The following is a 26,830-nucleotide window of genomic DNA, read 5'->3' as shown; positions in this document are numbered from 1 at the left end:
TATACCCCTCCTTTTTAAGCAGCAACTGATATATCAGCACTCTGATAACGATTGAAATGTTTTTCTAATTTATTAAAAATCTTTTCAAACAATAGAACAACAGCATAATAGATGATAGAAAGGGATATATACACTTCCAATGCATGAGCGGTTGCTGAAATAAGCGTATCTCCTCTGCCTACCATATCCATCACGCCAATGCTGAAAGCAAGGGATGTATCCTTTAAAGATCCAACAACGGAGTTTGCCATATTTGGAAAAGCAATCCGTAAGGCCTGTGGTAAAACAATCCGAAAGAAGTTTTGTGTGCTTGTCATTCCAACTGAATAGGCTGCTTCCGTCTGCCCTTTATCAACAGCGCGTATGGCTCCGCGAAAAATTTCTGAAAAGCTTGCGCCATTACTAATTGCATAAGTAATAATCACAAAATAAATAGCCTCTAGCTTAGAAATATCAATATCGAAAATCATTAGAATTGCGGGTAGGCCATAAAATACTAGGAATAACTGGATTAAAATCGGTGTCCCGCGAATAAATGAAACATATAAAATGACCAGTTGATTTAAGAAAGGGATTTTAAACAACCTCGGTATAGCGGCTGCTACACCGAGGATTAGTCCTAGAAAAATAGATGCTGCTAAAATCTCAAGGGTTACCCCCAGATAATGCAGTAGTGTTGGTAAAAACTCAATAATTAATAAAGGATCAAACGCTTTGCCCATTTTTAAACAACCTCCAAACACTAACGAGCTACGATTTAAAAGTTGACGGTATAGTCAGCTCCTAACCATTTTTTACTTAATTCGCCAACGACTCCTTCTTTTTTCAACTCTACGAGTGCTTCGTCAATTCTCTTTTGTAGTGGTGTTTCATCTTTTCTTAGAAGGAAATAAACTTTTGAATTTAAGAGTGGTTCACCGACTACTTTTTCTTGAGCATCCACTTGCTTATTAAGGAAATCCACTGAAAACGGTGTGGTAATGGTGGCATCTGCTCTGCCTGTTTTTATTTGATTAATAGTAGAATCTGGTCCATTACCTGCATAAACAATTTGTATACCTGCGTTATGTTCCTTGTTATACTTTTCGATAAATACAGCTGAGTTACTGGTCGCACTTACGATTACCTTTTTCCCTTTTAAATCTTTAATGGAATTAATTTCATTGTTATCTTGTTTCACTGTTACATGAAGAGGAAAAATATTATACGGTTCGCTATTAAAAAGAAACTTCTTTTGTCGTTCTTCATTGACTTCCATCTGGTGGGCAATAAAATCGATCTTATTTGTTTCTAAGCTAATTAACAGGTTGGAAAACTCCATTGTTTTAAACTCAAATTTGTACTCTGGCAGTTTTTCATCTATTTTTCTAACTAGTTCCACATCATAACCGGTTAACTTTCCATTTTTATCGATAAAGCAAACATTCGGAAACTGTGTCCCAGTTCCCACTATTATTTTTTGTACTTTTGTTTCTCCTTTCGCTGTATTCGAACTTGCTTTGAAAGTTTTGCTAGTTTCTTGTGATGAGCATGCCCCCGCCACTATTGCGGTCAATAGCGTCAATGTTAATAGAAATGATTTTTTAAATTTCATAATGATCCACCCTTTATTCACATTTTTCCCCAACTCTTTATACAAAGTTACTAGCGTTGCTGTATTATGTAGTGCATACTAACACCTTCTTTAAACTAGTAAACATATGAATTTAGTCGGAATTATTTTAAAATACTACTCTTATTAATTTTCTCCAGTACTGCTTCAATATGTTCGATCCCTACTTTTGTCACACCCTCATATAAATCCCCTTGACCAATTTCAACGACAGGTACATGACGAACACCATACTTGATCTCCAAAATATCTCTGCGCTCATCATGATGAGTAACATCAACAGTTTTATATTTAATTCCTTTATCTTCTAAATATTGTTTTACTTCCCCGCAATAATGACATCCTTCTTTAGCCCAAACCACAACTGATAATTCTTTACTCATCTTAAATTCCTCCATTAATTTTTTATTTTAACAAAATAGGCTCCCCATTTAAGATTTATCATCTTAATATAGAGAGCCTCTAGTTGACTAGCCGGCATATAGACTGATTGTATTTACTATTCAATGGGTTACCACCTTATTTGTATAACGGTTTTCTGGATAAGGAATTCCTAGATTACCACGTAATGTGTCAGCCTCGTAATCTGTTCTAAAAATTCCTCGTTTTTGAAGAATCGGCACAACATAGTCTACAAAATCATTTAACCCATTGGGTACAGCAGAAACAATTATAAACCCATCAGCGCCACCTGCTTCAAACCATTCCTGAATGAGATCGGCTACTTTTTCCGGCGTTCCAAGAAAAGCAGGTTTTGGCGTTGTCTCTCGCAAGGCGACTTGGCGAAGCGTTAAATTCTCTTCTTTTGCTTGCCGTTTAATTCGATCTGTATGACTTCGGAAGCTATTCTTACCTAAATTACCAAGTTCAGGGAACGGTTCATCGAGAGGATATTGTGAAAAATCATGATGCTCGAAATAACGTCCCAGATAATCTAAGGCTTTATCGATGGAAACTAGATTGGCAATTTCTTGGTATTTCCTTTCAGCCTCTTCCTCTGTTACAGCAACAATTGGCGCGATCCCTGGCAGGATCACGAGCTCATCTGGATTCCGTCCGTAGGCTTTTGCACTCTCTTTGACATCCAGATAAAATGCTTGTGCGGCTTTTAATGTTGGATGTCCTGTAAAAATGGCGTCTGCTTCTTTTGCTGCAAGATTTTTGCCTGTCTCGGAAGATCCAGCTTGAAATATGACTGGTCTGCCTTGCTTCGATCTACCGATATTTAGCGGACCTTGTATAGAGAAAAATTCCCCTCTATGATTTAAATGATGCAATTTATCTGGATCAAAAAATACTCCTGTTTCTTTGTCGCGAACAAATGCATCATCTTCCCATGAATCCCAAAGTCCTTTCGCTACCTAGAGATATTCAGCTGCAATTCGATACCTTTTGGCATGATCAGGATGTTCCTCAATCGTTTTACTATAGTTTAGAGCCGTTTTTTCTAATGGTGATGTAACCACATTCCAGCCCGCACGGCCATGACTGATATGGTCAAGGGAAGCAAACTGCCTGGCAACATTAAACGGTTCACTATAAGACGTTGAAAGTGTTCCCACAAGACCAATTCTTGAGGTAACTGCAGCAAGGGCTGATAAAATCGTCAGTGGTTCAAACCTATTTAAAAAGTGTGGAATGGATTTCTCATTGATATGCAGACCATCAGCAATAAAAACCAAGTCAAATTTACCTTCTTCAGCCTTCTTAGCTTGACTGGTGTAAAAATCTAAACTGACACTGGCATCAGCTTGGATATTGGGATGCCTCCATCCAGCAATATTGCCGCCAACACCATGAATAATAGCCCCAAATTTCAACTTTCTTTTATTAGACATTTACGCTCCTCCTTTTTCGTTTTATCCCGAGTTATTTGATAGGAATACTTTTTTAATTCTTGTGCTTTATCCTATCACGTAAGGATCCGATTTTCTATACTTTATCTGATAGAAAAAATTATTGTTTATATTCAAAAAAACTATCAATTACCCTAAGTAAAATACTAAGCTTATGTAATTAAGGATGACGCCAGGAGGCCTGAAGATATCCAAGGTTATATAGAAATAAATTTAGATGCATAGTACGGATCTGATTGCTCATTGAATCCCCCTTTCCGCCAGTAATCATATAAGGCAAATAGTTTAGGAATCGACTGCTGATTTTTCTATTTCCCAAATAGTACTAGGGATCTCACGTCTGAGCACTGGAATAACCTCCATAGCGAATCTCTCTAGCTGCTCATATTGTTCTTCCTGACTTATCCCCCCCACACTTATACTTTGTACTTGGTGTCCGAATGCTTGATGGTATTTAAGTATCTTTTCTACAACATAATCAGGACTTCCTATTAAAGGTGAACCGTTTTGTACATGGTCCTCAAGACTCTTAAATGGAGATTGGTTATGTTTTGATGCATCTGTATTCATATAAGTGTCATAATATGGCCGGTACCGGTTAATGGCCTCTTCCTTTGTGTTGGCCAAATATAAACTGCCAGCTCCAGCACCGAGGACAGCGTTTTTTGAATCAAACCCATAGAATTCTAAACGTTCACGATAATGGTCAATCAATTCTTTGTATTTTGCCATGGGATGAAAAGCATTTGATGAAAAAATCGGTTCCCCATTTTTTGCTGCAAGCTCAGTAGAAAGTGGGCTAGATGCACTGCCATGCCAAATCCGTATCTTCCTCTGATAGGGTCTAGGTTCTGTTGTCACATTTTTTATTGGAGGACGATATGTCCCTTCCCATGAGACATTTTCTTCAGACCATAACCGTTTAAGAAGATCATACCGCTCAGCTAGTGCTATCCATTGCTCTTCCTCTTTGATTCCGAATAAGGGGTAGTGGCGCGGATCGTTACCTTTTCCAATCATCATCTCCAATCTTCCTCCAGATAGATGATCGAGTGTGGCATAATCCTCTGCTACTCGCACTGGGTCAAGGACGCTCAAAACTGATATGGTAGGCATCAAGCGTATTTTTGAGGTTCGTGCTGCAATGGCCGTTAACATTAGGGCTGGTGAAGAAGATAGAAATGGAGCACCATGCCTCTCACCTACTCCATATCCATCAAACCCAAGCGTTTCTGCGAAAACGGCTTGAGCAATGACTTGTTGAATTCGTTCTTGCTCCGTTAATATCTCTCCTGTCACACCATTTGGATGATTACTCATCAAATCAAACACAACAAATTTCATCCTTGTTTCCTCCTATTTAAATCCCTAGCCCTCTATGAAGGACACTTTTCGTTATGATTTATACAATTTCGTCCTTCACCCCGCCCATTTAAACTGGATGATGGCATGCAGCCCAATGACCTTTACTCACTTCACTAAATAAAGGCTGTTCTTCACGACAACGGGCAGTTGCTGCCGGGCAGCGGGTATGAAATCTACATCCAGATGGCGGGTTTGCTGGTGATGGAATTTCCCCACTAAGGGTTATCCGTTCCCTTAAGCACGTGGGATCGGCTACTGGGATTGATTCAATAAGACCTTTTGTATAATGATGGGCAGGATGTAAAAACAACTCTTCACTATTGGACAATTCCACCAATTGACCTAAATACATCACACCGATCCGATCGGAAATATGCCGAACAATATTTAAACCATGGCCGATGAATAAATAAGTTAAATTCCGTTCCCTCTGTACATCCTTCAATAAATTAATGATTTGGGCCTGAACGGAAACATCTAAAGCTGATACCGCTTCATCGGCTAAAATAAACTTGGAATTTAGCGCAATCGCTCTAGCAATCGCAATACGCTGACGCTGGCCGCCAGAAAATTCATGTGGATAACGATCATAACTGTTTTTATTTAACCCAACAATCTCTAATAATTCTTGAACTCTATCAATCTTGTCTTTCACACTAATTGTTTCATGAACTTGAAGAGGTTCTCCGATAATATCCCCAATCTTCCAGCGGGGATTAACAGAACCATAAGGGTCTTGATAGATTACTTGCATATCCCTTCTCATTTCACGTAATTCTCTTGCTGACAATTCTGACAACTCCTGGCCCTGAAAGAAGACCTCTCCACTGGTAGGTTTCTCTAATTGCAAGAGAACTCGGCCCAATGTCGATTTTCCACTGCCTGATTCTCCAACCAGACCAAATGTTTCACCTACATTGATATGGAAGGACACGTTATCAACAGCGCTAATATAGGATGGCTGTCGAGAGAATAGTTTCTTCCCTATTGGATAATATTTACTTAACTCTTGAACCTCAAACAATGGTTCACCAATAACCACGGGAATCGCTTGAGCCATTTCTTTTTGAGGCTGTACGTCAACTTTCGTCTCCAAATCTTTATTAAAGAGTTTTTCTGATACCTCTTCCGCATGCCAACAAGCCGTCTGACGATGATTAACCTCCATAAATGGAGGCGATTCGCTCTTACAGAGATCCGTTGCAAATGGGCATCGCGGATGAAAATGACATCCAGAAGGTAAATCATCTAAGCCTGGAATTGATCCTTTAATAGAGTATAGTTTTTTGCTCCTATCACCATCCACAGTCGTGATTGATTGTAATAATCCATATGTATATGGATGAAAAGGCCGTTCAAATAATTGTTTCACATCAGCTTGCTCAACGATCTTGCCGGCATACATCACTATAATTCGGTCCGCCATTTCTGCTGCAACGCCCATATCATGGGTTATTAAGAGAATGGACATGCCAAGTTCTTCTTTCAATTCCTGTAGAAGTTGCAATATCTGAGCTTGAATGGTCACATCAAGTGCGGTAGTCGGTTCATCTGCAATAAGTAAATCTGGATCACAAGCAAGCGCCATGGCGATCATCGCCCTTTGAAGCATACCTCCGGACATCTCATTTGGATACTGGTTCAAACGAATTTCAGCATCCGAGATACCTACTCGCCTTAGTAAATAAATGGCCCTCGCTTTAGCTTCTAACTTATTTGAATGCTTATGTTCAAGGATGGTCTCAATGATTTGTTTCCCAATGGTAAAGACAGGATCAAACGCGGCCATCGGTTCTTGAAAAATCATCGCTATTTTTTCCCCGCGAAGAGAACGGAGTTTTTTTTGTGAAAGTTTTGTAAGGTCGATTCCATCGATTACGATACTTCCCTCGGATATTTTTCCATTCTCGTAATCTATAAGCCTCATAATCGTTTTAGAAGTTACCGTTTTGCCGCTTCCTGACTCCCCAACGATACAGACCGTTTCTCCTTTTTTAATGTCTAATGTGACATTTTTAATCGCAGTTAACACATGATTGCTACTGGTAAAATCAACCTGTAAGTCCTTTATTTTAAGTAATTTCTCCATTTTTTCTCTCCCCTACCTCGTTTTTGGGTCAAAGGAATCGCGAAGCTTATCGCCAATAATATTGATTGAGAGGACGAAAAGAGTAATGGCTAATCCTGGAAAGGTGGAAATCCACCATGCCACTGTTAAATATCCTCTTCCTTGTGATAGTAAGGCTCCCCAATCAGGAATTTCCTTTATGGTCCCAAGACCCAGGAAACTTAACCCTGAACCAATTAAAATCGAAGTACCAAGTCCTATCGTCCCCAAAACAAGAAGCGGTGACCAGGAATTAGGTAAGATATGCCATAGGAATATCCTCCAACTAGGTGTTCCAATTGAACGTGATGCAGCGACGAACTTTCTTTTTTTAATACTCATCACTTGTCCTCTCATTACACGTGCATAGCCCGGAATTGCCGAAGCCGCTACAGCCAATACAATATTAAATAAACTAGGACCAAGAGCAGCAGCTATGGCTAAGGCAAGTAGTATTCCTGGGATAGTCATTAAAATTTCGATGACCCTCATTAAGATTACATCAACAAAACCGCCAATATATCCTGCCAATGCTCCAATACTCCCACCTATAATTCCACCTATAAGTACGGATGTTACACCAATAATAAGCGAATCTTGACTTCCATAAATGACGAGACTAAATACGTCCCGGCCAAAATAATCCGTCCCAAACCAATGATTGGCACTTGGCTTACTTAGGATATACTCTGCATTCATATAGGTTGGTGAAAAGGGCGCAATCCACTTAGGAAAAATGGCACAGGCAATAATAAAGAGTACAACAACTGTTGATGTGTATAAAAAAAGGTTGGATATGGAGAAGTTCGTTTTCCTTTTCTTTAAAGTCCATTTCGGAACTCGCAGTGTTGTTTCAACATTAACGATTTCTTTCATTTATACTGCCTCCTTTACCTTTGATCAGATCTCCGAACCCTGGGATCAATTAATGAATAGGATAGGTCAACTAGTAGATTGACAATCACATAAACGATCGCACTAAAAAACACAACCCCCTGAATTACAGGTAAATCTTTAGCCATGATAGCATCCGCAACAATTCTGCCAACCCCCTGCCTGGAAAAGACGGTTTCGATGACAACAGTACCAGCCATTAATTCACCAATATTAATACCAATAATTGTTATCGCAGGAATTAATGCGTTTCTAAGAGCATGTTGGTACATAATTACCCGTTCGGAAAGACCCTTCGCACGAAGCGTCACAATAAACTGCTCATTTACTACTTCGAGCATGCTCGTTTTTACCATCCGAATGATTAATCCTGCACCTACAAATCCTAGAGAAAGTGATGGAAGGACAAGTGTCTTCCAGCCATCTGATCCCATAGCAGGAAACCAGTTTAAAAAGACAGAAAAAATGAGAATTAATAAAATGCCTGACCAAAATGTTGGCATTGAAATTCCAAATAAACCTATTAACCTAGCAATAAAATCAATCCATTTATTCCTGTATATTGCCGAGAGCACTCCAAATAGTAGTCCAATTACTATAGAAAATATGGCACTCGTAAGTGTAAGAGCAAGTGTAGCCGGAAAATGTTCTAAGACTTTAGGCAAGACTGGTTCGCTATTGATAATAGATTGACCAAAATCCCCATGTAAAACGTTCAAAAAATAATCAGCAAATTGAATATAAATTGGTTGATCAAGCCCAAGTTCCTTGCGTAAATTGGCTATCGTTTCAGCTGTTGCCGTAGAAGGATCCAGCATGGACAGTACTGGATCACCTGGCAGCAAATAGATGATTAAAAATACAAGGATGAGGGAGCCAAAAATGGATACTATTGCAGAAGAGATTTTTAAAAGAATCTTATTGGCTAGTGCCACATTTCCCAGCTCCATTCCATTATTTCTTAATATTTGTATCATTAAATAGCGGATAACCTAATGAATCGAACTTAATCCCGTTAACAGTCTTAGATGCTGCTACGGTATAAGGAAATACATAAATAGGAAGAATCCATGCTTGATCAATGATTTTCTGTTGGACTTTTTTGTAGAGCTCTTCTCTTTTTGCTAAGTCAGTTTCTACTGTACCAGCTTCTAACCATTGATCTATTTCTGGATCGGAACCCCCACCCAGTCTCTTAACCGTTGCCTCTACTTCTGGGGTGGTTGAGTGATAAAAGGCTAGTAATGCGTTGGGGTCAGAATTGACTTGGCTATTTCCATATAGATCATAATCCGCTTTCTGTTGAACCACTGAAGCAATGTCCTTTGTAATATTGATTTCTACCTTGATTCCAATCTTTTTTAATTGCTGTTGGACCATCACGGCGATATCATTTCTCTTCTCACGGTTTGGAGTTCCATCGACATATGTTAATATCAGTTTCTTTCCATCCTTTTCACGAATACCATCCGCCCCTTTTACATAGCCAAGTTTATCAAGGAGCTGATTAGCTTTCTTTACATCAACCTTGCTGCTATTTTCAAGAGATTGATCATAACCAAAAATACCTGGTGAAAGTGGAGACCATGCTCGTGAATAGGTATTTAAGTAAAGGGTTTTTACAATTGCATCCACATCAACCGCCAGCTGAACTGCTTTACGTGCTTTCACATCATTCCACGGAGCCCTTCTTTGATTAAAAAAGAGGGTATATGGTAAACCAATTGTGTTTACTTGAAGCAATTGAGTGTTCGGATCATTTTTTAATGAAAGAATATTTTGCGGCGGTACTGTTTCTGCCGCAAGGACTTGCCCGCTTTGGACACTGCCAATACGAGTTGCCTCCTCTGGAATGATTTTAAAGGTTATTTTATCAAGATAAGGTGCATCTTTGTTTTCTACGATGGAAGGTCCCCAATGATAATCTTTATTTTTTTCAACCACAATGTCTGCATTATCCGTCCAACTGACAAACTTATATGGTCCAGTTCCTACGGGGTGTTTGCCAAACTGATCACCATACTTTTCTGCCGCAGTCGGGGAAACAATTCCCAGCATTGCCTGGCTTAGGTTACTTAAAAACGCCGTTGAAGGTGTTGCAAGATTGATTTTGATTGTGTAATCATCCATCACTTCTGACGATTGATAGGGTTTTAGAAGGGCAACCGCATTTTTTGCTTGGGTTTTTGGATCTAAAATCCGGTCAAAACTATATTTAACAGCCTCCGCATTAAAAGGGGTTCCATCCTGAAACTTGACATCCTTACGCAGCTTAAAAGTATAATCTTTTCCATCATCTGAAATTGTCCATTCTGTAGCAAGCCACGGTTTTATAGTATTATCTGGCGCCTGAACGACTAAGCTGTCAAAAATGGTTCTGAATGCACGAACAGCAACCGCTAAACCACTCCGTGCCGGATCAAGTGAATCAGGAGAGGTTGCAAGTGCATAGGTTAAATCACCCCCAGAGTCAGGCTGTGATTCAACCTTACCGTTTGTTCCTTGTGAACTACTATTTTTTGTACTAGTACTACTTGCACAGCCTGATAATAAGAGTAAAATTGCTAATGAAATAGGTAATAATTTTTTCCAATATACTCGTTTCACATGAACCACCCCTTAACCATTTTTCACTATATTTTTTAAATAACGGTTTTCTGGGTACGGGAGTCCTAGATTGCCTCGTAAGGTATCTGCTTCATACTCCGTTCGAAAAAGACCACGTTCTTGCAGAACTGGTACTACATGCTCAATAAAACTTGTTAAATTACTAGGAACATTAAAGTGAATAATGAATCCATCGGCTCCATATCCCTCAAACCATTCCTGCATGCAATCTGCTACTTTTTCTGGCGTACCAATAAACGGAGTTCTTGGAGTCGCAGCCCTTAAGGCAACCTGGCGAAGAGTTAAATTTTGTTCTCTCGCATCCTGTTTTATTCGATCTGTTCCACTTTTGAAGCTATTTGACCCCAAATCGCCGATTTCTGGAAAAGGTTCATCAAGTGGATACTGTGAAAAGTCATGATGTTCAAAAAAGCGGCCTAAATAGTTTAATGCTTGTTCAATGGATACTAAATTAGCAATCTCTTGATATTTCTGGTCAGCTTCCTTGTCTGTTTTCCCAACAATTGGCTCGATGCCTGGCAAGACGAGAATGTGATTAGGATTTCTGCCATATTCAGCAGTCCTGCGTTTAACATCTTGATAAAATTTTTGTGCCTCCTCCAATGTCGCATGACCAGTGAAAATAGCATCAGCATCTTTAGCTGCAAGGTTTTTCCCATCTTCAGATGATCCAGCTTGAAAGATAATCGGCCGCCCTTGCTTTGACCTGCCAATATTTAACGGACCTTGTACAGAGAAAAATTCTCCTTTGTGATTTAATGGATGTAATTTCTCAGGATCGAAGAATACTCCTGATTCTTTATTGCGGATAAATGCATCTTCTTCCCATGAATCCCATAATCCTTTGGCAACATCTAAATATTCAGAGGCAATTCGATATCTTTTTGGATGGTTAGGATGCTCCTCAATCGTTTTGCTAAAGTTTAATGCTGTTTTCTCTAAAGGGGAAGTAACGACATTCCATCCTGCCCGGCCATGACTAATATGATCCAATGAGGAAAATTGCCGTGCAACATTAAATGGTTCACTATAGGAAGTGGATACGGTTCCCGCAAGACCGATTCGTGAAGTGACAGCACAAAGTGCCGATAAAATCGTAAGCGGCTCAAACCGATTTAGAAAGTGGGGCAAAGATTTTTCATTAATATGCAGGCCATCTGCAATAAAAACAAAGTCAAATTTAGCCTTTTCAGATTTTTGCGCTTGCTCCTTATAAAAATCAAAATTAACACTGGCATCTGTTAATACCTCTGGATGCCTCCAAGCGGCAATATTTCCCCCCACGCCATGAATAATCGTCCCTAGTTTTAATTGTCTTTTATTTGACATCACAATTTCCGTCCCTTCACTCAATGGATTGTTTATAATCCTTACCCGAATAGTTGGTTTTAGCGTTAAAAAAATAATGAAACTCTTCATTCCGAATCTTATCTATTTAAAGGTTGAATAGTTAAATTTGCCGTTTTTAAAGGGCTTAACAATTGAAATGATTGATATCTTGCTGCTTCTTGTTCAAATGGTGTATGTATGATAAATTCATCTACCTGGTACGTTTTATGAAGTTGATTTAAAACTTCCGTTATATAGTCAGGTGTTCCGGCAATAATGTCTGCTTCTTGTTCAGTAATTTCATATGGTTCACCGGATTGCTTTCCAAAGAATTCCGCTTGCTCAGTTGATTGTACAGTTACGGAGCGGCCACTCTGAAGATGGACTTTGACTATTTTTCTGTTCCCTATTAATTGTTCTGCCTCTGTTTTAGTAGGTGCAGCAATAACAGCCAACGAAACAATGAATCGTCCATTTGGAAAATCCTCCCGATAAAGATTTGCCGCTTCTTCTAATACCGCTTCATCACTATTGATAAATTTAGCAAAAACAAATGAAATTCCTAGTTCTGCTGCAAGCCGAGCACTGTTTGCACTCGCACCTAGTAGAAAAATTTCTGGCTTTTCCTGGGGAATCGGGGTCGCTTGAATACCTGCAAGCGGATGTCTGCTATCGACTGAGTTTTCAATTAAGTCTAATAAAAAAGAGAGCCGTTCTGAAATGTCCTTACCGTCATTGACCGTTCCATACTGCAGGGCTTTTGTGGATAAAGGAAGACCACCTGGTGCTTTCCCAATCCCAAGGTCTACTCTTCCAGGTGCCAGATTTGATAAGACATGGAAGTTTTCAGCCACCTTATATGGACTGTAGTGTTGAAGCATGACTCCCCCGGACCCAATTTGAATGCTCTTGGTTTGAGCCAATAAATAGGAAATCAATACCTCCGGTGACGATCCTGCTAATTGCTCTGCATTATGATGTTCAGAAACCCAAAAACGCGAGTATCCCCATTCCTCTGCTTTTTTAGCGAGTAAAACCGTTTGTTTCAAAGCATGAGAAGCAGTTGTTCCTGGAAAAATTGGACTCTGATCTAAAATTCCCAACTTATAACTCATTGATATTTCCCTCCGCTTTTTCTGACTTAACCAATCAGAAAAGTATGTTTTTATTTATTGTTTTTTATCCTACACCGGCAATGAGGACAACGCAATACTTTCTCTGATAGGAAATTTGTTGTATTTGATTAAAAAAATCTATCGCTTTATTTATCCTTATTATTGATAAAATCATTCAATCTTTTAGTTAGACCTCCATGACCAAATCTAATAAATTTAGATGAATGAGGTTCATTCAAGTCCTCTTTAACAGTATCTAAAAAGGCTAAAAGCTGAATTCTGCGAGAATAAATATTAATAATCCCATATTCGTAAAACCATTGATCAATCGTATTATAGATTCCTCTATTTACTCTATATTGTTGATTGCACCAGATAAAAAACTGTAGATCTGGCATATTAAGATATTTAAGCGTTCCAAAAGAATTTAGTTTTTTCGTTTTAATAAAAGGTCTCACATCATTTACATTTTGTGCTTTCATCATGAACATCCTCCTTTTATACCCAAGAATACACACTTGAATAGTCGGATTTATTAGTGAAAAAGTGTATTTACCTGAGATTAATCCTATCACCGAGAAGTTAGAAATGACAATACGTTTAGTAATAGAATAATTTATTCTTTTCATTCGAAATTTTAATTAATCGTCAGGATGCTTTGATTGTTAAATTCCTTAACGGACAAAAGTATAGCATCCCAGACCGGCCTATGTGCAAAACCATTGATTAGATGGGTAGCATAAATATGCTGCTGAATTTGCAGGAGATGAGACACATCTATCTCAATAAGATCTCCCCGTTGAAGTTCATCTTTAATACTTAAGGATGGTAAGAACCCTATGCCATGTTGATTAAGAATAATAGATTTTGCTACCTCGAGGTGATCAACAAGAAAATCTATTTTTGGCTCAATATTGGCTACTTCAAATAAATGATAAACGCTATTCCAATCAAAAGCCCCGCATTCAAAAAATACCAAGGGTTCATTTGCTAATTGTTGAACAGTGATTTTCTTTTGAAATTGAAATAAGTGTTCAGGATAAACAACTAATTTCACAGCATTATTTAGAAGCCCATGCTTTTGCACTCCTCGATGATTAACATCCTTTAAGAAGGCGATATCAACCTGCCTTTGCAGCAGTTTCTCAAGCAATACTTCGTTTGAAGCTGAAATAAATTTAAATCGAAGCTCAGGATGCGCTTTTTTTAAGGAAGGAAGGGCAAATGGTATAAAATATTGTGATGTAATTAAATTCGCCCCAATCACGATTTCCTCTGGATGGTCTTCTTTTTTTAATAGTTTCTTCCCTTGTTGATAAGTACGAATAATTTGTTCTGCATACGGAATAAATGCTTTTCCCTCCTCAGATAGTGTCAAACCTCTCCCCTTTCGTAAAAAAAGTTCGATGCCAAGGTCCTGCTCTAATGTTTTAATTCTCGCTGTTACGGTTGGCTGAGATAAATAAAGTGCTTCTGCTGCTTTGTGGATACTTTCAAGGTGAACGACATACATAAAAGCATCAAGATGATCAATATTCATTCTAACACCCCTTTTTGACTTACTATGAAGCGTTAATTTAATTCTTCATTGGCTATTGTTTACTAAAAATAAAAAAGGCCCCTTTCCGCATCATGCGTTTAGGAGCCTTTGGTCGACCAATCAGCTTAGTTCTTTTTTGAATTATTTAAATTTTAACCCAATTAATCCTATAAGTAAAGTAAGAATAATAATTATTTTAATGAAAACCATTCATTTAAATAATTATTTGTCTTGATATTTTTTGATAATTTAATATAATAATTTTCACCTATATAAAAAGTGAGTGTTTAAAAACACTCACTTTTGGGTATACATGTTTTAGGCTAATGATTAATTAGAACGTTCAGCGAGCCAATCGCCAATGGTTGGGTAGGTAATTTTGGAAGCTTGGCTGCCAAATGTAATTGACGTATGACCGACTGGTAAATTTTTAAACTGTTTGTCTTTACTAGAAATAGCATCCATCAAGGCTTCTACCATATGTGGTTGGGCAATTAAGTCATTTTGGCCTGCTAAATTTAGTACATTAGCCGTGATATTCTTCAAATCAACTTTGCGGCCACGAACCACCAATTCCCCTTGAATCAGCTTATTTTTTTGATAAAAATCTCTGATCCACTGGCGATAAGATTCACCTGGGAATGGAATACCATCATTTAGCCATTTTTGTAAAAGTTTAAAACTTTTTACAAATTTTTCATTATCCGCACGATCTACTAGACTTATAAAGGGTCCATAGAAGTTAGCCATTGGCTTTGACAGTTTGTTTCCATAGTCAATCATTTCAGGTGGAATCACACCAAGGGTATCTACTACTTTATCAATATTAAAGTATTTTTCATTTAACATGGCACCATATGATCCAGAATCTTCAAAATCAAATGGGCTTGTCATAAAGATTAGATTGCGAATCGGTAATTCAGGGTAAAGAGCTGCAAAAATAGACGTCATCGTACCGCCCATGCAATAACCAAGAATCGACAATTCATCAACTTTTGATGTCTTTAAGACTTTTTTAACTGCCCGCGGGATATAGTCGATAATAAAATCATCTAGTTTCATATTTCGATCTTCGTATCCAGGTGTACCCCAATCAAGAAGATAGATGTCAAATCCATTATTAACTAGATATTCTATTAAACTTCCGCCCTTAGTTAAATCCAAAACGTATGGTTTATTGATTAATGCATAAATCAACAGTAATGGGGTTTTATGTTTTTTCGGCTGTTCAGAAACATAACGATATAGTTTTGTTTTATTCTTAGTCCAAATCACCTCTTTGGGAGTAGGACCTACTTCTGGCTTAGGATCAACAGTTAACACTTGAGTTGCCTTTATAACACGTTTCACTTGCTTTCCATACTCTTCAGGGAATGCTTCAAGAAACATGTCCCAATCTTTTTCCGCAAGTACGCTCATGAAAGTTCACTCCTTCCTTACCTTAATTATTATTTACTATATACATAGATATCTACCTTCATGACAATTACATGTAAAGTCCGCCATTAATATTAAGCTGCTGACCTGTAATATACGCTCCATCACTACATAGGAAAGCAACCCCGCGAGCTACTTCTTCCGGTTTTCCTAGACGTTTTTGCGGAACTTTTTCTACAATTCCAGCTAGAACTTTTTCAGGGATTGCTTGAACCATTTCAGTTCCGATAAATCCAGGGCAAATGGCATTAACGGTTACATTTGTTTTAGCTAATTCAAGAGCTAAAGATTTAGTGTATCCAATTAGTCCGGCTTTTGCTGCTGCATAGTTGGTTTGACCAAACCCGCCCGCTTGTCCGATAATGGATGAAATGTTGATAATACGGCCTGCATCTGATTCTAGAAGGTAAGGAAGTGCAGCTGATGTTGTGTTGTAAACACTGTTTAAATTAACATCAATTACTCTTCTCCAATCCTCTGAACTTAGCTTTTTAAATGTGCTATCTCTCGTAATACCTGCATTATTAACCAAAATATCTACTCTTCCGAAATGATCGATGGCTTCCTGTACAAGATGTGCTGCATCATCGATATTGGAAACGTCCGCACGAACTGCATAAGCTTCTCCACCAATTTCATTTATATCTGCTACCATCTTTTCAGCTAATTCTTCACGAGAAACAAAGTTAAGAACCACTTTTACACCCTGTCTTGCAAGTTCCATCGAAATAGCTGCACCAATACCTCTGCTGCCGCCTGTTACAATTGCTACTTTACCATTTAAATTTGTCATGTTTTTCATCCCCCATTAGTTGTAAGTATGTATGTTATTCTTTAGTCTTTAAAATGGATAGAATTTGATTCAGTTTTTTATCTAGATTCTTCATTTCGGACTTCAATTCCGATAATTCGCTTTTTAAAGACACCTGATTGTCAGCGCTCTCCAGTTTATCCTCTAGCAGCTCTTCTAAGCTATCAACCTTTGTATCGACATTAACAATTTGAGAAGATAAGTGAGCAAGATCCTTGCGTGATGGCAGATTGCTAAGTTCTAAATATTTTTCTGTTGTTTCGTCAAGAAATTTTTTAAATTGTAGATTCATGTCTAAAAGTTGCCCGACCCCCTGGGAAGGAAAAGCCTCCATGATTTTTTCATCATATAAATTACTAGTCTGGTTATATAGATCCTTCCAAGCTTCAAAAACATTAAAATTTGTTGTCAATTTAATTCCTCCTTAACCTTTTTATCGACATTTTAATCATACTAACATCTTTCAACAAATTAAAGCACAAACATTAAAAATAATCTAAAAATATTATTGCATATTACGACAAATTTCTAACCTTAATGTGAATTACATATATAGAATTTTTTTATAAACCCCTTAAACACAATAGTATCAGTAGTTTAAGCGCTTCCAATAACAGCGGATAAATTTTCCTTTGTTCTATTTTTGATATAAATTGAATAGTATTTTTAGCAAATCGCTATTGTTTTTTAAAGAATAGTCGGTGGTTAGCGACTAAAGATTAGTCGTTTTTTCAACAAGTATCGACAAATTTTTATTATTTACTGCTTTTTTGTTCACAATTTAGACAAAATTTCAGACTGAATGTTTCTCTTCATGAATTCTGGTGGCTGAATGAATTTAAAAAAAAGAGGTGGTAAGTTTGAAGTTTAATGAAAGCGTTGTTTTGATTACCGGTGGAGCACAAGGAATAGGAAAAGAAACAGCAATAAAATTTCTAAACGAAGGAGCGAATGTGGTTATATGTGATTATGATGAAGCAGCTGGAAGAAAAGCATTGGAAGAAATGAATAATGAAAAAGCAGAATTTTTTCAAGTGAATGTAACCGACAGCTCCCAAATCGAAGAAATGGTTCAAACTATTATCCAAAAACACGGTAAAATCGATATCTTGATAAACAATGCTGGTATAACCCTTGATGGATTTCTTACAAAAATGGAGGAATCAGATTGGGAAAAGGTTATTTCTGTTAACTTGTCGGGTGTCTTTAAATGCACGAAAGCGGTCGCTCCTATTATGTTAAAACAAGGTTCGGGTGTGATCCTGAATGCTTCGTCCGTTGTCGGACTTTATGGGAATATTGGGCAAACCAATTATGCAGCGACAAAGGCTGGGGTAATTGGATTAACTAAAAGCTGGGGTAAGGAATTTGGGCCCAAAGGAATTCGAGTCAATGCGGTTGCTCCCGGCTTCATAGAAACCGGCATGACTGCAGCTGTACCAGATAAGGTCCTCAATTATATGAAGGATAAAACCCCACTTAAAAGGCTTGGAAAACCTGAAGATATTGCAGCTGCCTACCTTTTCTTGGCCTCGGATGATGCAAAGTATATTAACGGAACAGTTTTAAGTGTTGATGGAGGTTTGGTGATTTAGAATTCGACGGGTAAGCTCTTTAAATATAAATAGGAAATATATAATTCAAGTAAAGCAAAATAAAAGGGAACGACATCCATTTGGATGTCTTCCCTTCTCATTTAATCATCAAAAAAAACAAAACAATATAACTATATTGACAAACTTTTTTACTAATTTACAAGTTCTTGTCAAGAAAAATGGAAAGTAGCCAACCTTTTTCAGAATACATTTCTACAAATTCCGCCAGATTTCTACATAATTCTCTCTGTCTATTTGGACAAACTTGCTTCGTCTTCTTTAGGTTTTGTTGTAAATTTAAAATTATGCTTCTATCCACTCTTAATAGGATTTTCCCTCCATAATTTCCTCCCCCCAAGAGAGTGAATTTAGCGTTAGCCATTTATTTAAATCATTAAATCAACCTCTAAATTTGTCGAAGGGTTACTGATAAAACTAGCATCTATATGTAGTATCATATGAGTGAAATTATACATAGGAGTATAATAAATTTGTTATGGGAGTGATTCGAATGACAGTAAACGAGGTTGTAATTGTCAGTGCTGTTAGAACACCAATTGGAAGTTTCCTAGGAAGTTTACAAAATGTTTCAGCTAAAACGCTAGGTGCCACAGTAATAAAAGCGGCAATTGAAAGAGCAGGTATTACTCCAGTTAGTGTTGATCAAGTTATTATGGGTAATGTGTTACAATCTGGCGCAGGTCAAAATCCAGCTAGACAAGCATCCCTTGCAGCTGGAGTTCCACAAGAAGCACCGGCATTGTCTATCAATATGGTTTGTGGTTCAGGCTTAAGAGCCGTGCACCTGGCAACACAAGCGATTCTTTCAGGCGAAGCTGAAGTGATCGTAGCAGGCGGAATGGAAAATATGAGTCAAGCTCCATATTTACTAAAAGGCGGCCGTAACGGTTTTAAAATGGGGGATCAGAAAATTTTAGACAGCATGATCCAAGACGGATTATGGTGTGCTGAAAATGACTATCACATGGGTGTTACTGCCGAAAATCTTGCTGAAAAATATGAAATTACCCGTGATGAGCAAGATGAATTTTCTGCATGGAGCCAACAAAAGGCACAAGCGGCGATTGAGTCAAATAGATTCGAAGATGAAATTGTTCCGGTTGAAGTACCTGGCCGTAAAGGTCAAGTAAGCGTCTTCAGCCAGGATGAGTTTCCTAAGTTTGGAACAACCGCGGCAAGCTTAGCAAAACTTCGTCCAGCCTTTAAAAAGGATGGAACTGTTACAGCTGGTAATGCTTCAGGTATTAACGATGGTGCTGCTGCTTTAGTTGTGATGAGCCGTAAAAAGGCTGAGGAACTGCAGCTTAAACCATTAGTAGTTATTAAAGCAAATGCTGTGGCTGGTGTTGACCCAAGTATTATGGGTATTGGACCAGTACCAGCTGTTAAAAAGGCTTTAAACAGTGCTTCTTTATCATTAGAAGATATTGATTTAATTGAGGCAAATGAAGCGTTTGCTGCCCAATCAATCGCTGTAGACCGCGAATTGCATTTTAATAAAGAAAAGTTAAATGTTAACGGCGGTGCGATTGCATTAGGTCACCCGATTGGTGCCAGCGGTGCAAGAATTTTGGTGTCATTAATTCATGAAATGAAGAAACGTGAGGATCGGTTTGGTTTAGCTACATTATGTGTAGGCGGAGGCCAAGGTGTAGCAACGATTATCGAAAACATTTAAACTGGCAAATGCAAATAAAATGACAGACTCAAAATAGAGAGAAAAAGCCCTATCTAACATTACTTGTAATAGTGGGTAATTGGAAAGTCAGCATTTTATTCAAGTTAATTAGACATCCCTTGATTATTCTCCTTTTAGAGAATACAAGGGATGTTCATTTATCTATCCTAATTTTACTTATTAAACATACGATTTCTTGAAAACAAATAGTTTCCCCTATAAAAAGCTGCTAGTGATTTATTTACAACTACCATCTCAATCAATTTTAAAAAGAAGTATTAGGAGGGATTAATTTGAAATCTAATGAATCTAAGATTAATAGTGACTTTAATAAAATGCCCAATACCGATCAAATTCACATAGAAGAAAATACTCCACAGGATCTCTTTAAAGAATATAAAAGATTTTACGAAACTGAAAGCTTTCTGGAAGCAATAGAGATGCTAACTCAAATCATTAATAAAGGATTTCCAGCTGCGGAGTTCGAAATGGGTAAACATCACTATTTTGGAAGTGAACAATTAGGTATTGCAAAAGACTACCTAAGGGCATTTGATTATTTTTCAAAAGCTGCCTTTCTTGGACATTCAGGTGCTCTTTATTACCAAGGGATTATGTATCTTAAAGGTTTAGGGGTTGCTTTGGATGTTAATCAAGCATTGCACAACCTAAATATGGCTGCAACTCAAGGTGAAATTGAAGCATTAGACGCATTAGGTAAAATTTATCAATTTGGTTACTCTGACATTCTACCTGATTATAAAAAAGCAGAAAGCTACTATAAGAATGCAATTAATTTAGGCAATCCCCCTTCTATGTTAAATCTTGCATTATTGCTTGAAAATCAACTTAGGTTTGAAGAAGCCTATGAATTAATTATCGAATCAGCAAAACATGGGTTTGTGGGAGCCATTCAATATGGCTTGAGTACATACAAATAATGTATTCAAACATACTAGTAAGGGTCATTGAGATTGAATCTCAATGACCTTATTTCAATTATTCATTGATTAAACACTGCTCCCAGAAATCGGTGCAGTTCAATTTAGTTATTTCATTTACGGTATCTTATACTTACTTGAAGAAATCATTTTAATCATTCCTTCAACAAGGAATGGAACCTCTTCAAAGGCATTTTTCATGTGTAGTCGCTCCGTCCGTTTATGGGCATCTTTGCCAAACGGCCCGACATTTAAGACAGGAGCCTGTAGTTTTGCCATTTCATCAAAAGGGATGGTATAGCTGTTCCCCCATACCGGTGTATTGTCTTTAAATGCAGTCCAGCCTTTTCCATCATCTTGATAATTTACATAGCTTAAGTCGCTGATTCCATTGAAATAATGAACTTGTTTGACTGGTAAAGCAAATTTCTCCAGTCCTTTTTCCCTCACATATTTAACACATTTGTTAACAAGATGATCGTCAGATGAATTAACTGCTGGATAATAGGGAGGTGCAAACATTAACACAATCGCCGGTGCGAGTTCTTGGCACTCAATCATCAGGCTGTCGGCAATTCGTAAGGATTTTTCACGATCATCCCAGTTGGAGTTAGCTTGAACCTCTGCTTTCACTTTCTCAACGAATTCACGGCCGAGTTTTCGAATTGCATGCGACTGTAGATCCTCAAAAAGCAAAACTCGGACTTCTCCGACGGGCTTGACGGATTTCTTAAGACAAACACCTTGATAGGATTGATTGCATGCCTTCGCAGCTTCTTGAGCGATTATTTCAAATTTCTCCATTATTTCTTCTGCCTTCTGTTTCATTAAAAAAACGTTATACAATGCTGCTGAGCGGTATGGAGTTTGAACGGAGTATTCCAATCGTAAATCCTTTTGCTGAAGTGTCACAGGAAGCGGTGTGGATTCTCCCATCATATTTTCCTGCAGGCTAAAATTCCATTCCATGCGCTGAGTCAAAGATGAAGCAATATATGGCGCAGTAATACCGCTAAGCGGCTCACCTACATGTGTTTCTTTCCCATAAAAGAGTGCGGACGGCATAATTTTTCCGATTGATCCAGAATAAATATAATAACTTCTGTCACCGGGTTCTTGTGTAAAGACTGGCTCCCCATTTAAGAAAAGTTTATAGTGGAGACAGTACTCTTCTTTTAGTTCTAATAGTTTTGGTATGGCTGCTCGCATACCCGAGGAGTTAACCTCCTCATCAGGGACGGTGAGCAACAGGAGATTAATCGGCCATTTTTCAACTGATGCTTTTTCCAGTAACCCCATGTGCATCGCAAGTCCCATTTTCATGTCCATTGTCCCGCGTCCAAATAAATATTGACCCGATAGAAGATCCACTTGTGCATCGCCGTGTAATTCATCAATTCTATCAAAAAGTAATTTTGTCAACTCTTCAGGTTGATAGGCAAATGGCTGAAGGTCCCCATATTCTTCAGTATTTACAGTATCAAAATGACTGATTAATACGATCGTGTCCTTAACTTCCTTATACGTATATAACGCCGTTAAAAAGCGACGATCCAAATCCGCTTCATTCAGTTCCAATTTGTTAGGATTGTCACGAAAGTATTGGAGTTCTTTCAGCTTCGCCTGAACTTTGCCGGGAAATTCACGCTCACCTTCCGTTAATGTCATACTATGCCAACTGACTAGTTCACACAACAATCTTCTTAATTTGTCCGGTGTTCCCCACCTAAGCTGCTCCATAATCCTTATACTCCTTTGAAATCAATTCTTAATAAAGTAGTATTTTAATATATTAAAAATTGTGCTTAATTTTTTTGTGAAAGATCACTGTCCACCTGTGATGGACCGTGTACATTTGGGGTGCCTGACACCCTATTTTTGAAATAGAAGGAAAAGTAGCAAATAACCAGGAATCCTAGTCCGATGAGGAGTCCTATTAATTGGGTTGGATCGAATGCTAAGAATATTAATATTGAAACACAAAATACAATGCAAATGAGAGGAATTAGTGGGTAGAAGGGAACTCTATACTGTAAATCCTCTAATTTCCCACCCTGCCGCAGGTATTTACGGCGAAACATAAATTGGGAAAGGGCAATTCCTATCCATGAGATGGTCACCGATATTCCGGCAATAGACATCAATAATACAAAAACTGTATCAGCAGCAATTACACTTGTTAACAAAGATAATAATGAAAAAATCATGGTAAAGACGAGGGCTGAAAACGGGACCTTCCGTTTGGATAATTTCCCAAACACTTTCGGTGCCATTCCTTCATGAGACATTGCCCACAATAGCCGGGTTGATGCATAGATACATGAGTTCCCTACTGATAATATGGCTGTCAGAATGACAAAGTTCATAATATCTGGTGCAAATGGAATTCCAGCCAGGTCCATTAAAGTCACGAATGGGCTTTCTAGTAATCCAAGCTCTTTCGTTGGAAAAATGGCTGATAAAATGATAATAGAGGCAAGATAAAAGACAATAATTCTTACTAACACGTTGCGAATAGCACGAGGTATGTTCTTTTGAGGTTCTTCGCTCTCACCCGCTGCAATGCCAATCAACTCTGAACCTTGATACGAAAAGATAACATTCATCATTGTGACAAAGAGAATGGCAATCCCAGCAGGGAATAAACTAGTGGGTGCTAAGTTGTGTATTAAAGGAGCAGGCCTATCCTCCAATGGAATAATTCCAACTATTGCCCCAACACCTATGATGATAAAAAAGATCACGGCTACAACTTTAATTCCAGAAAACCAATATTCGGCTTCAGCGAATCCTCTTGTCGTTAAGGCATTTAATAAAAATAACAGGAGAATAAATATCGCACACCAAACCCAAACAGATATATCTGGAAACCATCGCTTCATAAGGATTCCTGCTGCCGTGAATTCTACTCCTGCAGTAGTCGCAGAACCTATGAAATACATCCACCCCAGAGAAAAGCCGGCCGATGGACTAATAAATTTACTTGCATACGTTTGAAATGATCCAGTAACAGGCATATAGACAGCAAGCTCCCCTAAGCACACCATGACAAGGTACAAAATGATGCCGCCAAATATATACCCTATTAAGGCACCACCTGCTCCTGCCTGATTAATCGTATAACCAGCATTTAAAAATAAACCAGTTCCAATGACTCCCCCTAAAGAAAGCATAAATAAATGGCGCCGTTTCATAGACCGATTTAATTGTTCTTGTTGAACCCCTTGATTTCCCATCATCTCTCCCACCCCTCTTAATTTGCAGTCTACTAAAAGCGCAGTGACAGACAGCTTAATCCGCCATCCAACTTTCGAAACTCAGACATTTCAAGTTCAATGGTTTGATAGCCGGCTTCATTGATTTTTTGTTTCGTCACAGGGTTGCCTGCGGGAATTATGACAAAGTCATTTACGCGGACACAATTGGCCGCATATTCCTCTTCACGAGGAACAATAATTTTTTTATAAGAGTTGAAATCGGGATAGTCAATAAATTCTCCAGCAACAACAATGGTTTGGTCACCTAAATAGGCGATTCCTGTCTTTAGATGAAAAAATTTCTCTAAATGAATAATCGTTGCCTTATATCCCTCGGATTCAAAAATTTGTTTTAATTGTCTGGCACCCTCTAAGTTTGTCCTCGCAGAAACACCAATGTAAAAATGTTCCTCAATCTGTAAAATATCTCCCCCATCAAGAGTACCAGGAGCTTTAATATAATAAATAGTTTCGTAGAAAGACTTGATAACAGGTTCCATATCATGGATTTCTCCGTTCCGTGAAAGAGCCCCTGGGTTTGAAATAACAGCAAATTTAGAAGTCAGTACCGCTGTATCCTCCACAAATGTGGAATCTGGAAATTCGATATTATCTGGGAGAACCGTTACCTTCGTTCCACATTTTTCTAGAGCACGAATATAAGCTTTATGCTGTTCTAATGCTTTTGCTAATTCTGGTCTTCCCAGATTGGAAGTGGTTAGCCCATTTACATAAGTTTCACCTGGTATTTTTACAATCGTATTTTTATACATGATTCGTCCTCCTCTATTTTTACTCACGAACAACTGGACATGTAAGACACGTTGGTCCGCCTGTCCCTAAATAAGAGATTTCATTTCCGGTATATTCATAAACAACTGCGCCTGCATCAATTAATTGTTGCTTCGTATTTGGGTTTCCACTCACGATTATGCAAACTCTTGGCGCTAAGGCAAGTACATTACAGCCAAGCCGATCATATTCTTCATCCGGCACTTCTATTAATTTAAAGCCGCGCTTGATAAGTAACTGTCTTAGGAAGACAGGCATTAATCTGGAATAAACCACTGCTAGATTTTCATCTACGATACTAATGAAAGACATAAGATGAAGGCATTCCTCTTCTCCATGAGCATGTGGCAAGTGAACAATTATACATTCATCCACTAAATCCTTTGTGATTTCTTGAATCTGGCGGATAGCTTCATCATTGGTACGATACCCCCGGCCAATTAACAAGGTGCGATCGTCCAGCCAAACTAGGTCTCCTCCGTCAGCCACTGCATCACCGGTGAGTTCTCCTAAAATTGGAATGTTCTTTTCATGCAAAAAACTTTTATATGCTTCTGCCTCCGGCTGACGCAGCTTTTTCCCTGATTTTAAAATGATTGCCCCTTTTGTGGTGAATTTTACAGGGTCATGGGCATAAAGAGAATCTAATCCTACTGTTTCTGTTGCAGGTAAAAAATCAATTTCAGCTACATGTTTTTTCATAATAGCAAGAAACTGTTCAAATTCTTGATGTGCCTTTATGTAATCTGGTTCATGGATGTAATTGAATTTTTTCCATTCATTACTCAAATGTTCTTGATTGATAAAAGCATCCTTAGGATGTTTCATAATGACTTTATTAAGTTTCTTATACATTGACGAAACCAAGTCAACCTCTCCTTTCTTTTCCGTATAGTGGAAAACTATTTCTTAGAATGGAAATTTATAATATGATATTATAGTAAAGAAAATTACATGTCAATATATTTTGAATTTACAGATTTTTTATATAAGACATCTAAAGAGACATGATAGGAGTGGGATTCATGCAAACAATAGACCGAGCAATGCAAGTAATTAAAGTACTTAATGATAGCGATATAAAAAGGTGGTATTCTATAACAGATTTATCTAAGGAATGTAAACTGCCAGTCAGTACCATGCATCGTCTATTACAATCAATGATCAAACACGGACTAGTCCAACAGGATCCGGATTTAAAACTATATTCAATGGGTAATACATGGTTAGAATATGGCTTAAAGATGTATGATACCTTTGATTTTGTAGGGCTGATTCGTCCCGAAATGGAGAAGTTAATGCATGAAGTGGAAGAGAGTGTTTACTTTAGCAAACCTATAGGCTTAGAGGCTTTATTGATGGAGAGAATTGACTGCCCTCATAACCCCATCCGGATTTATGATCAACTGGGAATCAGAATCCCGATGAATATCGGTGCTGCCAATAAGGTTATGCTAGCAAATATGTCTAAGGATGAAGCCCTAAAAATTGTAAATAAATTAGTTACAGAAGAAGATTCAGAATCATTCTTACAGCTGCTAGAAACTATTCGTAAACAAGGCTATGGGGAAAGCCACGGGGAAAAAACAAAAGGCACCTCCTCGGTTGCAGCTCCTATCTTCAATCACTCGAACGAACTAATAGGAGCGCTCAGCATCGGTTATGTTAACTTCAATTTATCAGTGGAAAGGCAGCGTTTTCTCATCGAAAAAGTAATACAATATGGCTTACGTATTTCGGTGAAGCTTGGAAGTAAAAAATAAAATTCAAATTCGATTATGTGCATTTTCATATTTTATCTAAAAAAAGTACAAAAATAGTCTTTCAGTTTCCGAAAGATGAACATACTACT

Annotated in this window: 23 protein-coding genes and 1 pseudogene; 4 read left to right on the top strand and 20 right to left on the bottom strand. The window is 38.0% G+C overall.

Going from position 1 to position 26,830, the window contains the following annotated elements; all coding sequences use genetic code 11:
* Window positions 1-14: 14 nt before the first annotated feature.
* From M3226_RS03725 to M3226_RS03650, 16 genes and pseudogenes are all read right to left on the bottom strand, one after another.
* A complete protein-coding gene (locus tag M3226_RS03725) occupies window positions 15-722 on the bottom strand; it encodes an amino acid ABC transporter permease (protein ID WP_251562714.1) in 708 nt (235 codons plus the stop codon).
* 35 nt (window positions 723-757) lie between these two features.
* Entirely contained in the window at window positions 758-1,594 is an 837-nt protein-coding gene (locus M3226_RS03720) for a transporter substrate-binding domain-containing protein (RefSeq protein WP_251562712.1), read from the bottom strand.
* 122 nt (window positions 1,595-1,716) lie between these two features.
* Entirely contained in the window at window positions 1,717-1,995 is a 279-nt protein-coding gene (locus M3226_RS03715) for a glutaredoxin family protein (protein ID WP_098530706.1), read from the bottom strand.
* Between the two features lie 120 nt (window positions 1,996-2,115).
* Window positions 2,116-3,450, bottom strand: a pseudogene (locus tag M3226_RS03710) (LLM class flavin-dependent oxidoreductase).
* Window positions 3,451-3,753: 303 nt separating this feature from the next.
* Window positions 3,754-4,812, bottom strand: a complete 1,059-nt coding sequence (locus tag M3226_RS03705) for an LLM class flavin-dependent oxidoreductase (protein WP_251562709.1) — start codon at window positions 4,810-4,812, stop codon at window positions 3,754-3,756.
* 88 nt (window positions 4,813-4,900) lie between these two features.
* Window positions 4,901-6,922 carry an ABC transporter ATP-binding protein gene (locus M3226_RS03700; protein ID WP_251562707.1) on the bottom strand — a complete coding sequence of 674 codons (2,022 nt, stop codon included), beginning with the start codon at window positions 6,920-6,922 and terminating at the stop codon, window positions 4,901-4,903.
* Window positions 6,923-6,934: 12 nt separating this feature from the next.
* Window positions 6,935-7,816: an ABC transporter permease gene (locus M3226_RS03695; protein ID WP_251562705.1), complete on the bottom strand. Its 882-nt coding sequence runs from the start codon at window positions 7,814-7,816 to the stop codon at window positions 6,935-6,937.
* A gap of 14 nt (window positions 7,817-7,830) precedes the next feature.
* On the bottom strand, window positions 7,831-8,784 hold the full coding sequence (locus tag M3226_RS03690; RefSeq protein ID WP_251562703.1) for an ABC transporter permease: 954 nt from the start codon (window positions 8,782-8,784) through the stop codon (window positions 7,831-7,833).
* A 4-nt stretch (window positions 8,785-8,788) separates the two neighbouring features.
* Complete coding sequence (locus tag M3226_RS03685; protein ID WP_251562701.1) at window positions 8,789-10,441, bottom strand: ABC transporter substrate-binding protein; 1,653 nt, start codon at window positions 10,439-10,441, stop codon at window positions 8,789-8,791.
* Between the two features lie 12 nt (window positions 10,442-10,453).
* Window positions 10,454-11,791, bottom strand: coding sequence for an LLM class flavin-dependent oxidoreductase (locus tag M3226_RS03680; RefSeq protein ID WP_251562699.1), 1,338 nt, complete (start codon window positions 11,789-11,791; stop codon window positions 10,454-10,456).
* 98 nt (window positions 11,792-11,889) lie between these two features.
* Window positions 11,890-12,906, bottom strand: a complete 1,017-nt coding sequence (locus tag M3226_RS03675; protein WP_251562697.1) for an LLM class flavin-dependent oxidoreductase — start codon at window positions 12,904-12,906, stop codon at window positions 11,890-11,892.
* A 146-nt stretch (window positions 12,907-13,052) separates the two neighbouring features.
* Window positions 13,053-13,391: a hypothetical protein gene (locus M3226_RS03670; RefSeq protein WP_251562695.1), complete on the bottom strand. Its 339-nt coding sequence runs from the start codon at window positions 13,389-13,391 to the stop codon at window positions 13,053-13,055.
* Between the two features lie 152 nt (window positions 13,392-13,543).
* Window positions 13,544-14,446, bottom strand: a complete 903-nt coding sequence (locus M3226_RS03665) for a LysR family transcriptional regulator (RefSeq protein ID WP_251562693.1) — start codon at window positions 14,444-14,446, stop codon at window positions 13,544-13,546.
* Window positions 14,447-14,776: 330 nt separating this feature from the next.
* A complete protein-coding gene (gene phaC, locus M3226_RS03660) occupies window positions 14,777-15,865 on the bottom strand; it encodes a class III poly(R)-hydroxyalkanoic acid synthase subunit PhaC (protein WP_251562691.1) in 1,089 nt (362 codons plus the stop codon).
* Window positions 15,866-15,932: 67 nt separating this feature from the next.
* The gene (phbB, locus tag M3226_RS03655; RefSeq protein ID WP_251562689.1) at window positions 15,933-16,676 is read right to left on the bottom strand and encodes an acetoacetyl-CoA reductase; all 744 of its coding nucleotides are present in this window, start codon (window positions 16,674-16,676) and stop codon (window positions 15,933-15,935) included.
* 34 nt (window positions 16,677-16,710) lie between these two features.
* Entirely contained in the window at window positions 16,711-17,106 is a 396-nt protein-coding gene (locus M3226_RS03650; protein WP_251562687.1) for a polyhydroxyalkanoic acid synthase subunit PhaR, read from the bottom strand.
* Between the two features lie 448 nt (window positions 17,107-17,554).
* Here M3226_RS03650 and fabG point away from each other — a divergent pair, with 448 nt between their 5' ends.
* The 3 genes from fabG (at window position 17,555) to M3226_RS03635 (ending at window position 20,929) form a co-directional block, all read left to right on the top strand.
* Window positions 17,555-18,289 carry a 3-oxoacyl-[acyl-carrier-protein] reductase gene (fabG, locus tag M3226_RS03645; protein WP_251562685.1) on the top strand — a complete coding sequence of 245 codons (735 nt, stop codon included), beginning with the start codon at window positions 17,555-17,557 and terminating at the stop codon, window positions 18,287-18,289.
* Between the two features lie 511 nt (window positions 18,290-18,800).
* Window positions 18,801-19,988 (top strand): acetyl-CoA C-acetyltransferase, encoded by a 1,188-nt coding sequence (locus M3226_RS03640; RefSeq protein ID WP_251562683.1) that lies wholly within the window; start codon window positions 18,801-18,803, stop codon window positions 19,986-19,988.
* Window positions 19,989-20,281: 293 nt separating this feature from the next.
* Window positions 20,282-20,929 carry a tetratricopeptide repeat protein gene (locus M3226_RS03635; protein ID WP_251562681.1) on the top strand — a complete coding sequence of 216 codons (648 nt, stop codon included), beginning with the start codon at window positions 20,282-20,284 and terminating at the stop codon, window positions 20,927-20,929.
* A 117-nt stretch (window positions 20,930-21,046) separates the two neighbouring features.
* Here M3226_RS03635 and M3226_RS03630 read toward each other — a convergent pair whose 3' ends face one another.
* The 4 genes from M3226_RS03630 to M3226_RS03615 form a co-directional block, all read right to left on the bottom strand.
* Window positions 21,047-22,669: a M20/M25/M40 family metallo-hydrolase gene (locus M3226_RS03630; protein WP_251562679.1), complete on the bottom strand. Its 1,623-nt coding sequence runs from the start codon at window positions 22,667-22,669 to the stop codon at window positions 21,047-21,049.
* Between the two features lie 65 nt (window positions 22,670-22,734).
* On the bottom strand, window positions 22,735-24,165 hold the full coding sequence (locus tag M3226_RS03625) for an amino acid permease (RefSeq protein ID WP_251563213.1): 1,431 nt from the start codon (window positions 24,163-24,165) through the stop codon (window positions 22,735-22,737).
* Between the two features lie 32 nt (window positions 24,166-24,197).
* Window positions 24,198-24,959, bottom strand: coding sequence for a dimethylarginine dimethylaminohydrolase family protein (locus M3226_RS03620; RefSeq protein ID WP_251562677.1), 762 nt, complete (start codon window positions 24,957-24,959; stop codon window positions 24,198-24,200).
* A gap of 19 nt (window positions 24,960-24,978) precedes the next feature.
* Window positions 24,979-25,833, bottom strand: coding sequence for a dimethylarginine dimethylaminohydrolase family protein (locus M3226_RS03615; protein WP_251563211.1), 855 nt, complete (start codon window positions 25,831-25,833; stop codon window positions 24,979-24,981).
* Window positions 25,834-26,003: 170 nt separating this feature from the next.
* Between M3226_RS03615 and M3226_RS03610 the strand changes: the two genes are divergently transcribed.
* Window positions 26,004-26,741 (top strand): IclR family transcriptional regulator, encoded by a 738-nt coding sequence (locus M3226_RS03610; RefSeq protein WP_251562675.1) that lies wholly within the window; start codon window positions 26,004-26,006, stop codon window positions 26,739-26,741.
* Window positions 26,742-26,830 lie beyond the last annotated feature (89 nt).

It is taken from the genome of Neobacillus cucumis, assembly GCF_023715505.1.
The sequence above is the reverse complement of the archived record's forward strand: the minus strand, read 5'-3'. Positions and strand labels throughout refer to the sequence as shown.

What these genes read in the sequence shown, in the direction of transcription:
- M3226_RS03680 (WP_251562699.1), bottom strand. Translation starts at nt 11,791, where the DNA reads ATGTCAAATAAAAGACAATTAAAACTAGGGACGATTATTCATGGCGTG.
- M3226_RS03630 (WP_251562679.1), bottom strand. Translation starts at nt 22,669, where the DNA reads ATGGAGCAGCTTAGGTGGGGAACACCGGACAAATTAAGAAGATTGTTG.
- M3226_RS03695 (WP_251562705.1), bottom strand. Translation starts at nt 7,816, where the DNA reads ATGAAAGAAATCGTTAATGTTGAAACAACACTGCGAGTTCCGAAATGG.
- phbB (WP_251562689.1), bottom strand. Translation starts at nt 16,676, where the DNA reads ATGACAAATTTAAATGGTAAAGTAGCAATTGTAACAGGCGGCAGCAGA.
- M3226_RS03725 (WP_251562714.1), bottom strand. Translation starts at nt 722, where the DNA reads ATGGGCAAAGCGTTTGATCCTTTATTAATTATTGAGTTTTTACCAACA.
- M3226_RS03715 (WP_098530706.1), bottom strand. Translation starts at nt 1,995, where the DNA reads ATGAGTAAAGAATTATCAGTTGTGGTTTGGGCTAAAGAAGGATGTCAT.
- M3226_RS03610 (WP_251562675.1), top strand. Translation starts at nt 26,004, where the DNA reads ATGCAAACAATAGACCGAGCAATGCAAGTAATTAAAGTACTTAATGAT.
- M3226_RS03675 (WP_251562697.1), bottom strand. Translation starts at nt 12,906, where the DNA reads ATGAGTTATAAGTTGGGAATTTTAGATCAGAGTCCAATTTTTCCAGGA.
- phaC (WP_251562691.1), bottom strand. Translation starts at nt 15,865, where the DNA reads ATGAGCGTACTTGCGGAAAAAGATTGGGACATGTTTCTTGAAGCATTC.
- M3226_RS03720 (WP_251562712.1), bottom strand. Translation starts at nt 1,594, where the DNA reads ATGAAATTTAAAAAATCATTTCTATTAACATTGACGCTATTGACCGCA.
- M3226_RS03625 (WP_251563213.1), bottom strand. Translation starts at nt 24,165, where the DNA reads ATGGGAAATCAAGGGGTTCAACAAGAACAATTAAATCGGTCTATGAAA.
- M3226_RS03665 (WP_251562693.1), bottom strand. Translation starts at nt 14,446, where the DNA reads ATGAATATTGATCATCTTGATGCTTTTATGTATGTCGTTCACCTTGAA.
- M3226_RS03670 (WP_251562695.1), bottom strand. Translation starts at nt 13,391, where the DNA reads ATGATGAAAGCACAAAATGTAAATGATGTGAGACCTTTTATTAAAACG.
- M3226_RS03615 (WP_251563211.1), bottom strand. Translation starts at nt 25,833, where the DNA reads ATGTATAAGAAACTTAATAAAGTCATTATGAAACATCCTAAGGATGCT.
- M3226_RS03690 (WP_251562703.1), bottom strand. Translation starts at nt 8,784, where the DNA reads ATGGAGCTGGGAAATGTGGCACTAGCCAATAAGATTCTTTTAAAAATC.
- M3226_RS03705 (WP_251562709.1), bottom strand. Translation starts at nt 4,812, where the DNA reads ATGAAATTTGTTGTGTTTGATTTGATGAGTAATCATCCAAATGGTGTG.
- M3226_RS03700 (WP_251562707.1), bottom strand. Translation starts at nt 6,922, where the DNA reads ATGGAGAAATTACTTAAAATAAAGGACTTACAGGTTGATTTTACCAGT.
- M3226_RS03640 (WP_251562683.1), top strand. Translation starts at nt 18,801, where the DNA reads ATGACAGTAAACGAGGTTGTAATTGTCAGTGCTGTTAGAACACCAATT.
- M3226_RS03620 (WP_251562677.1), bottom strand. Translation starts at nt 24,959, where the DNA reads ATGTATAAAAATACGATTGTAAAAATACCAGGTGAAACTTATGTAAAT.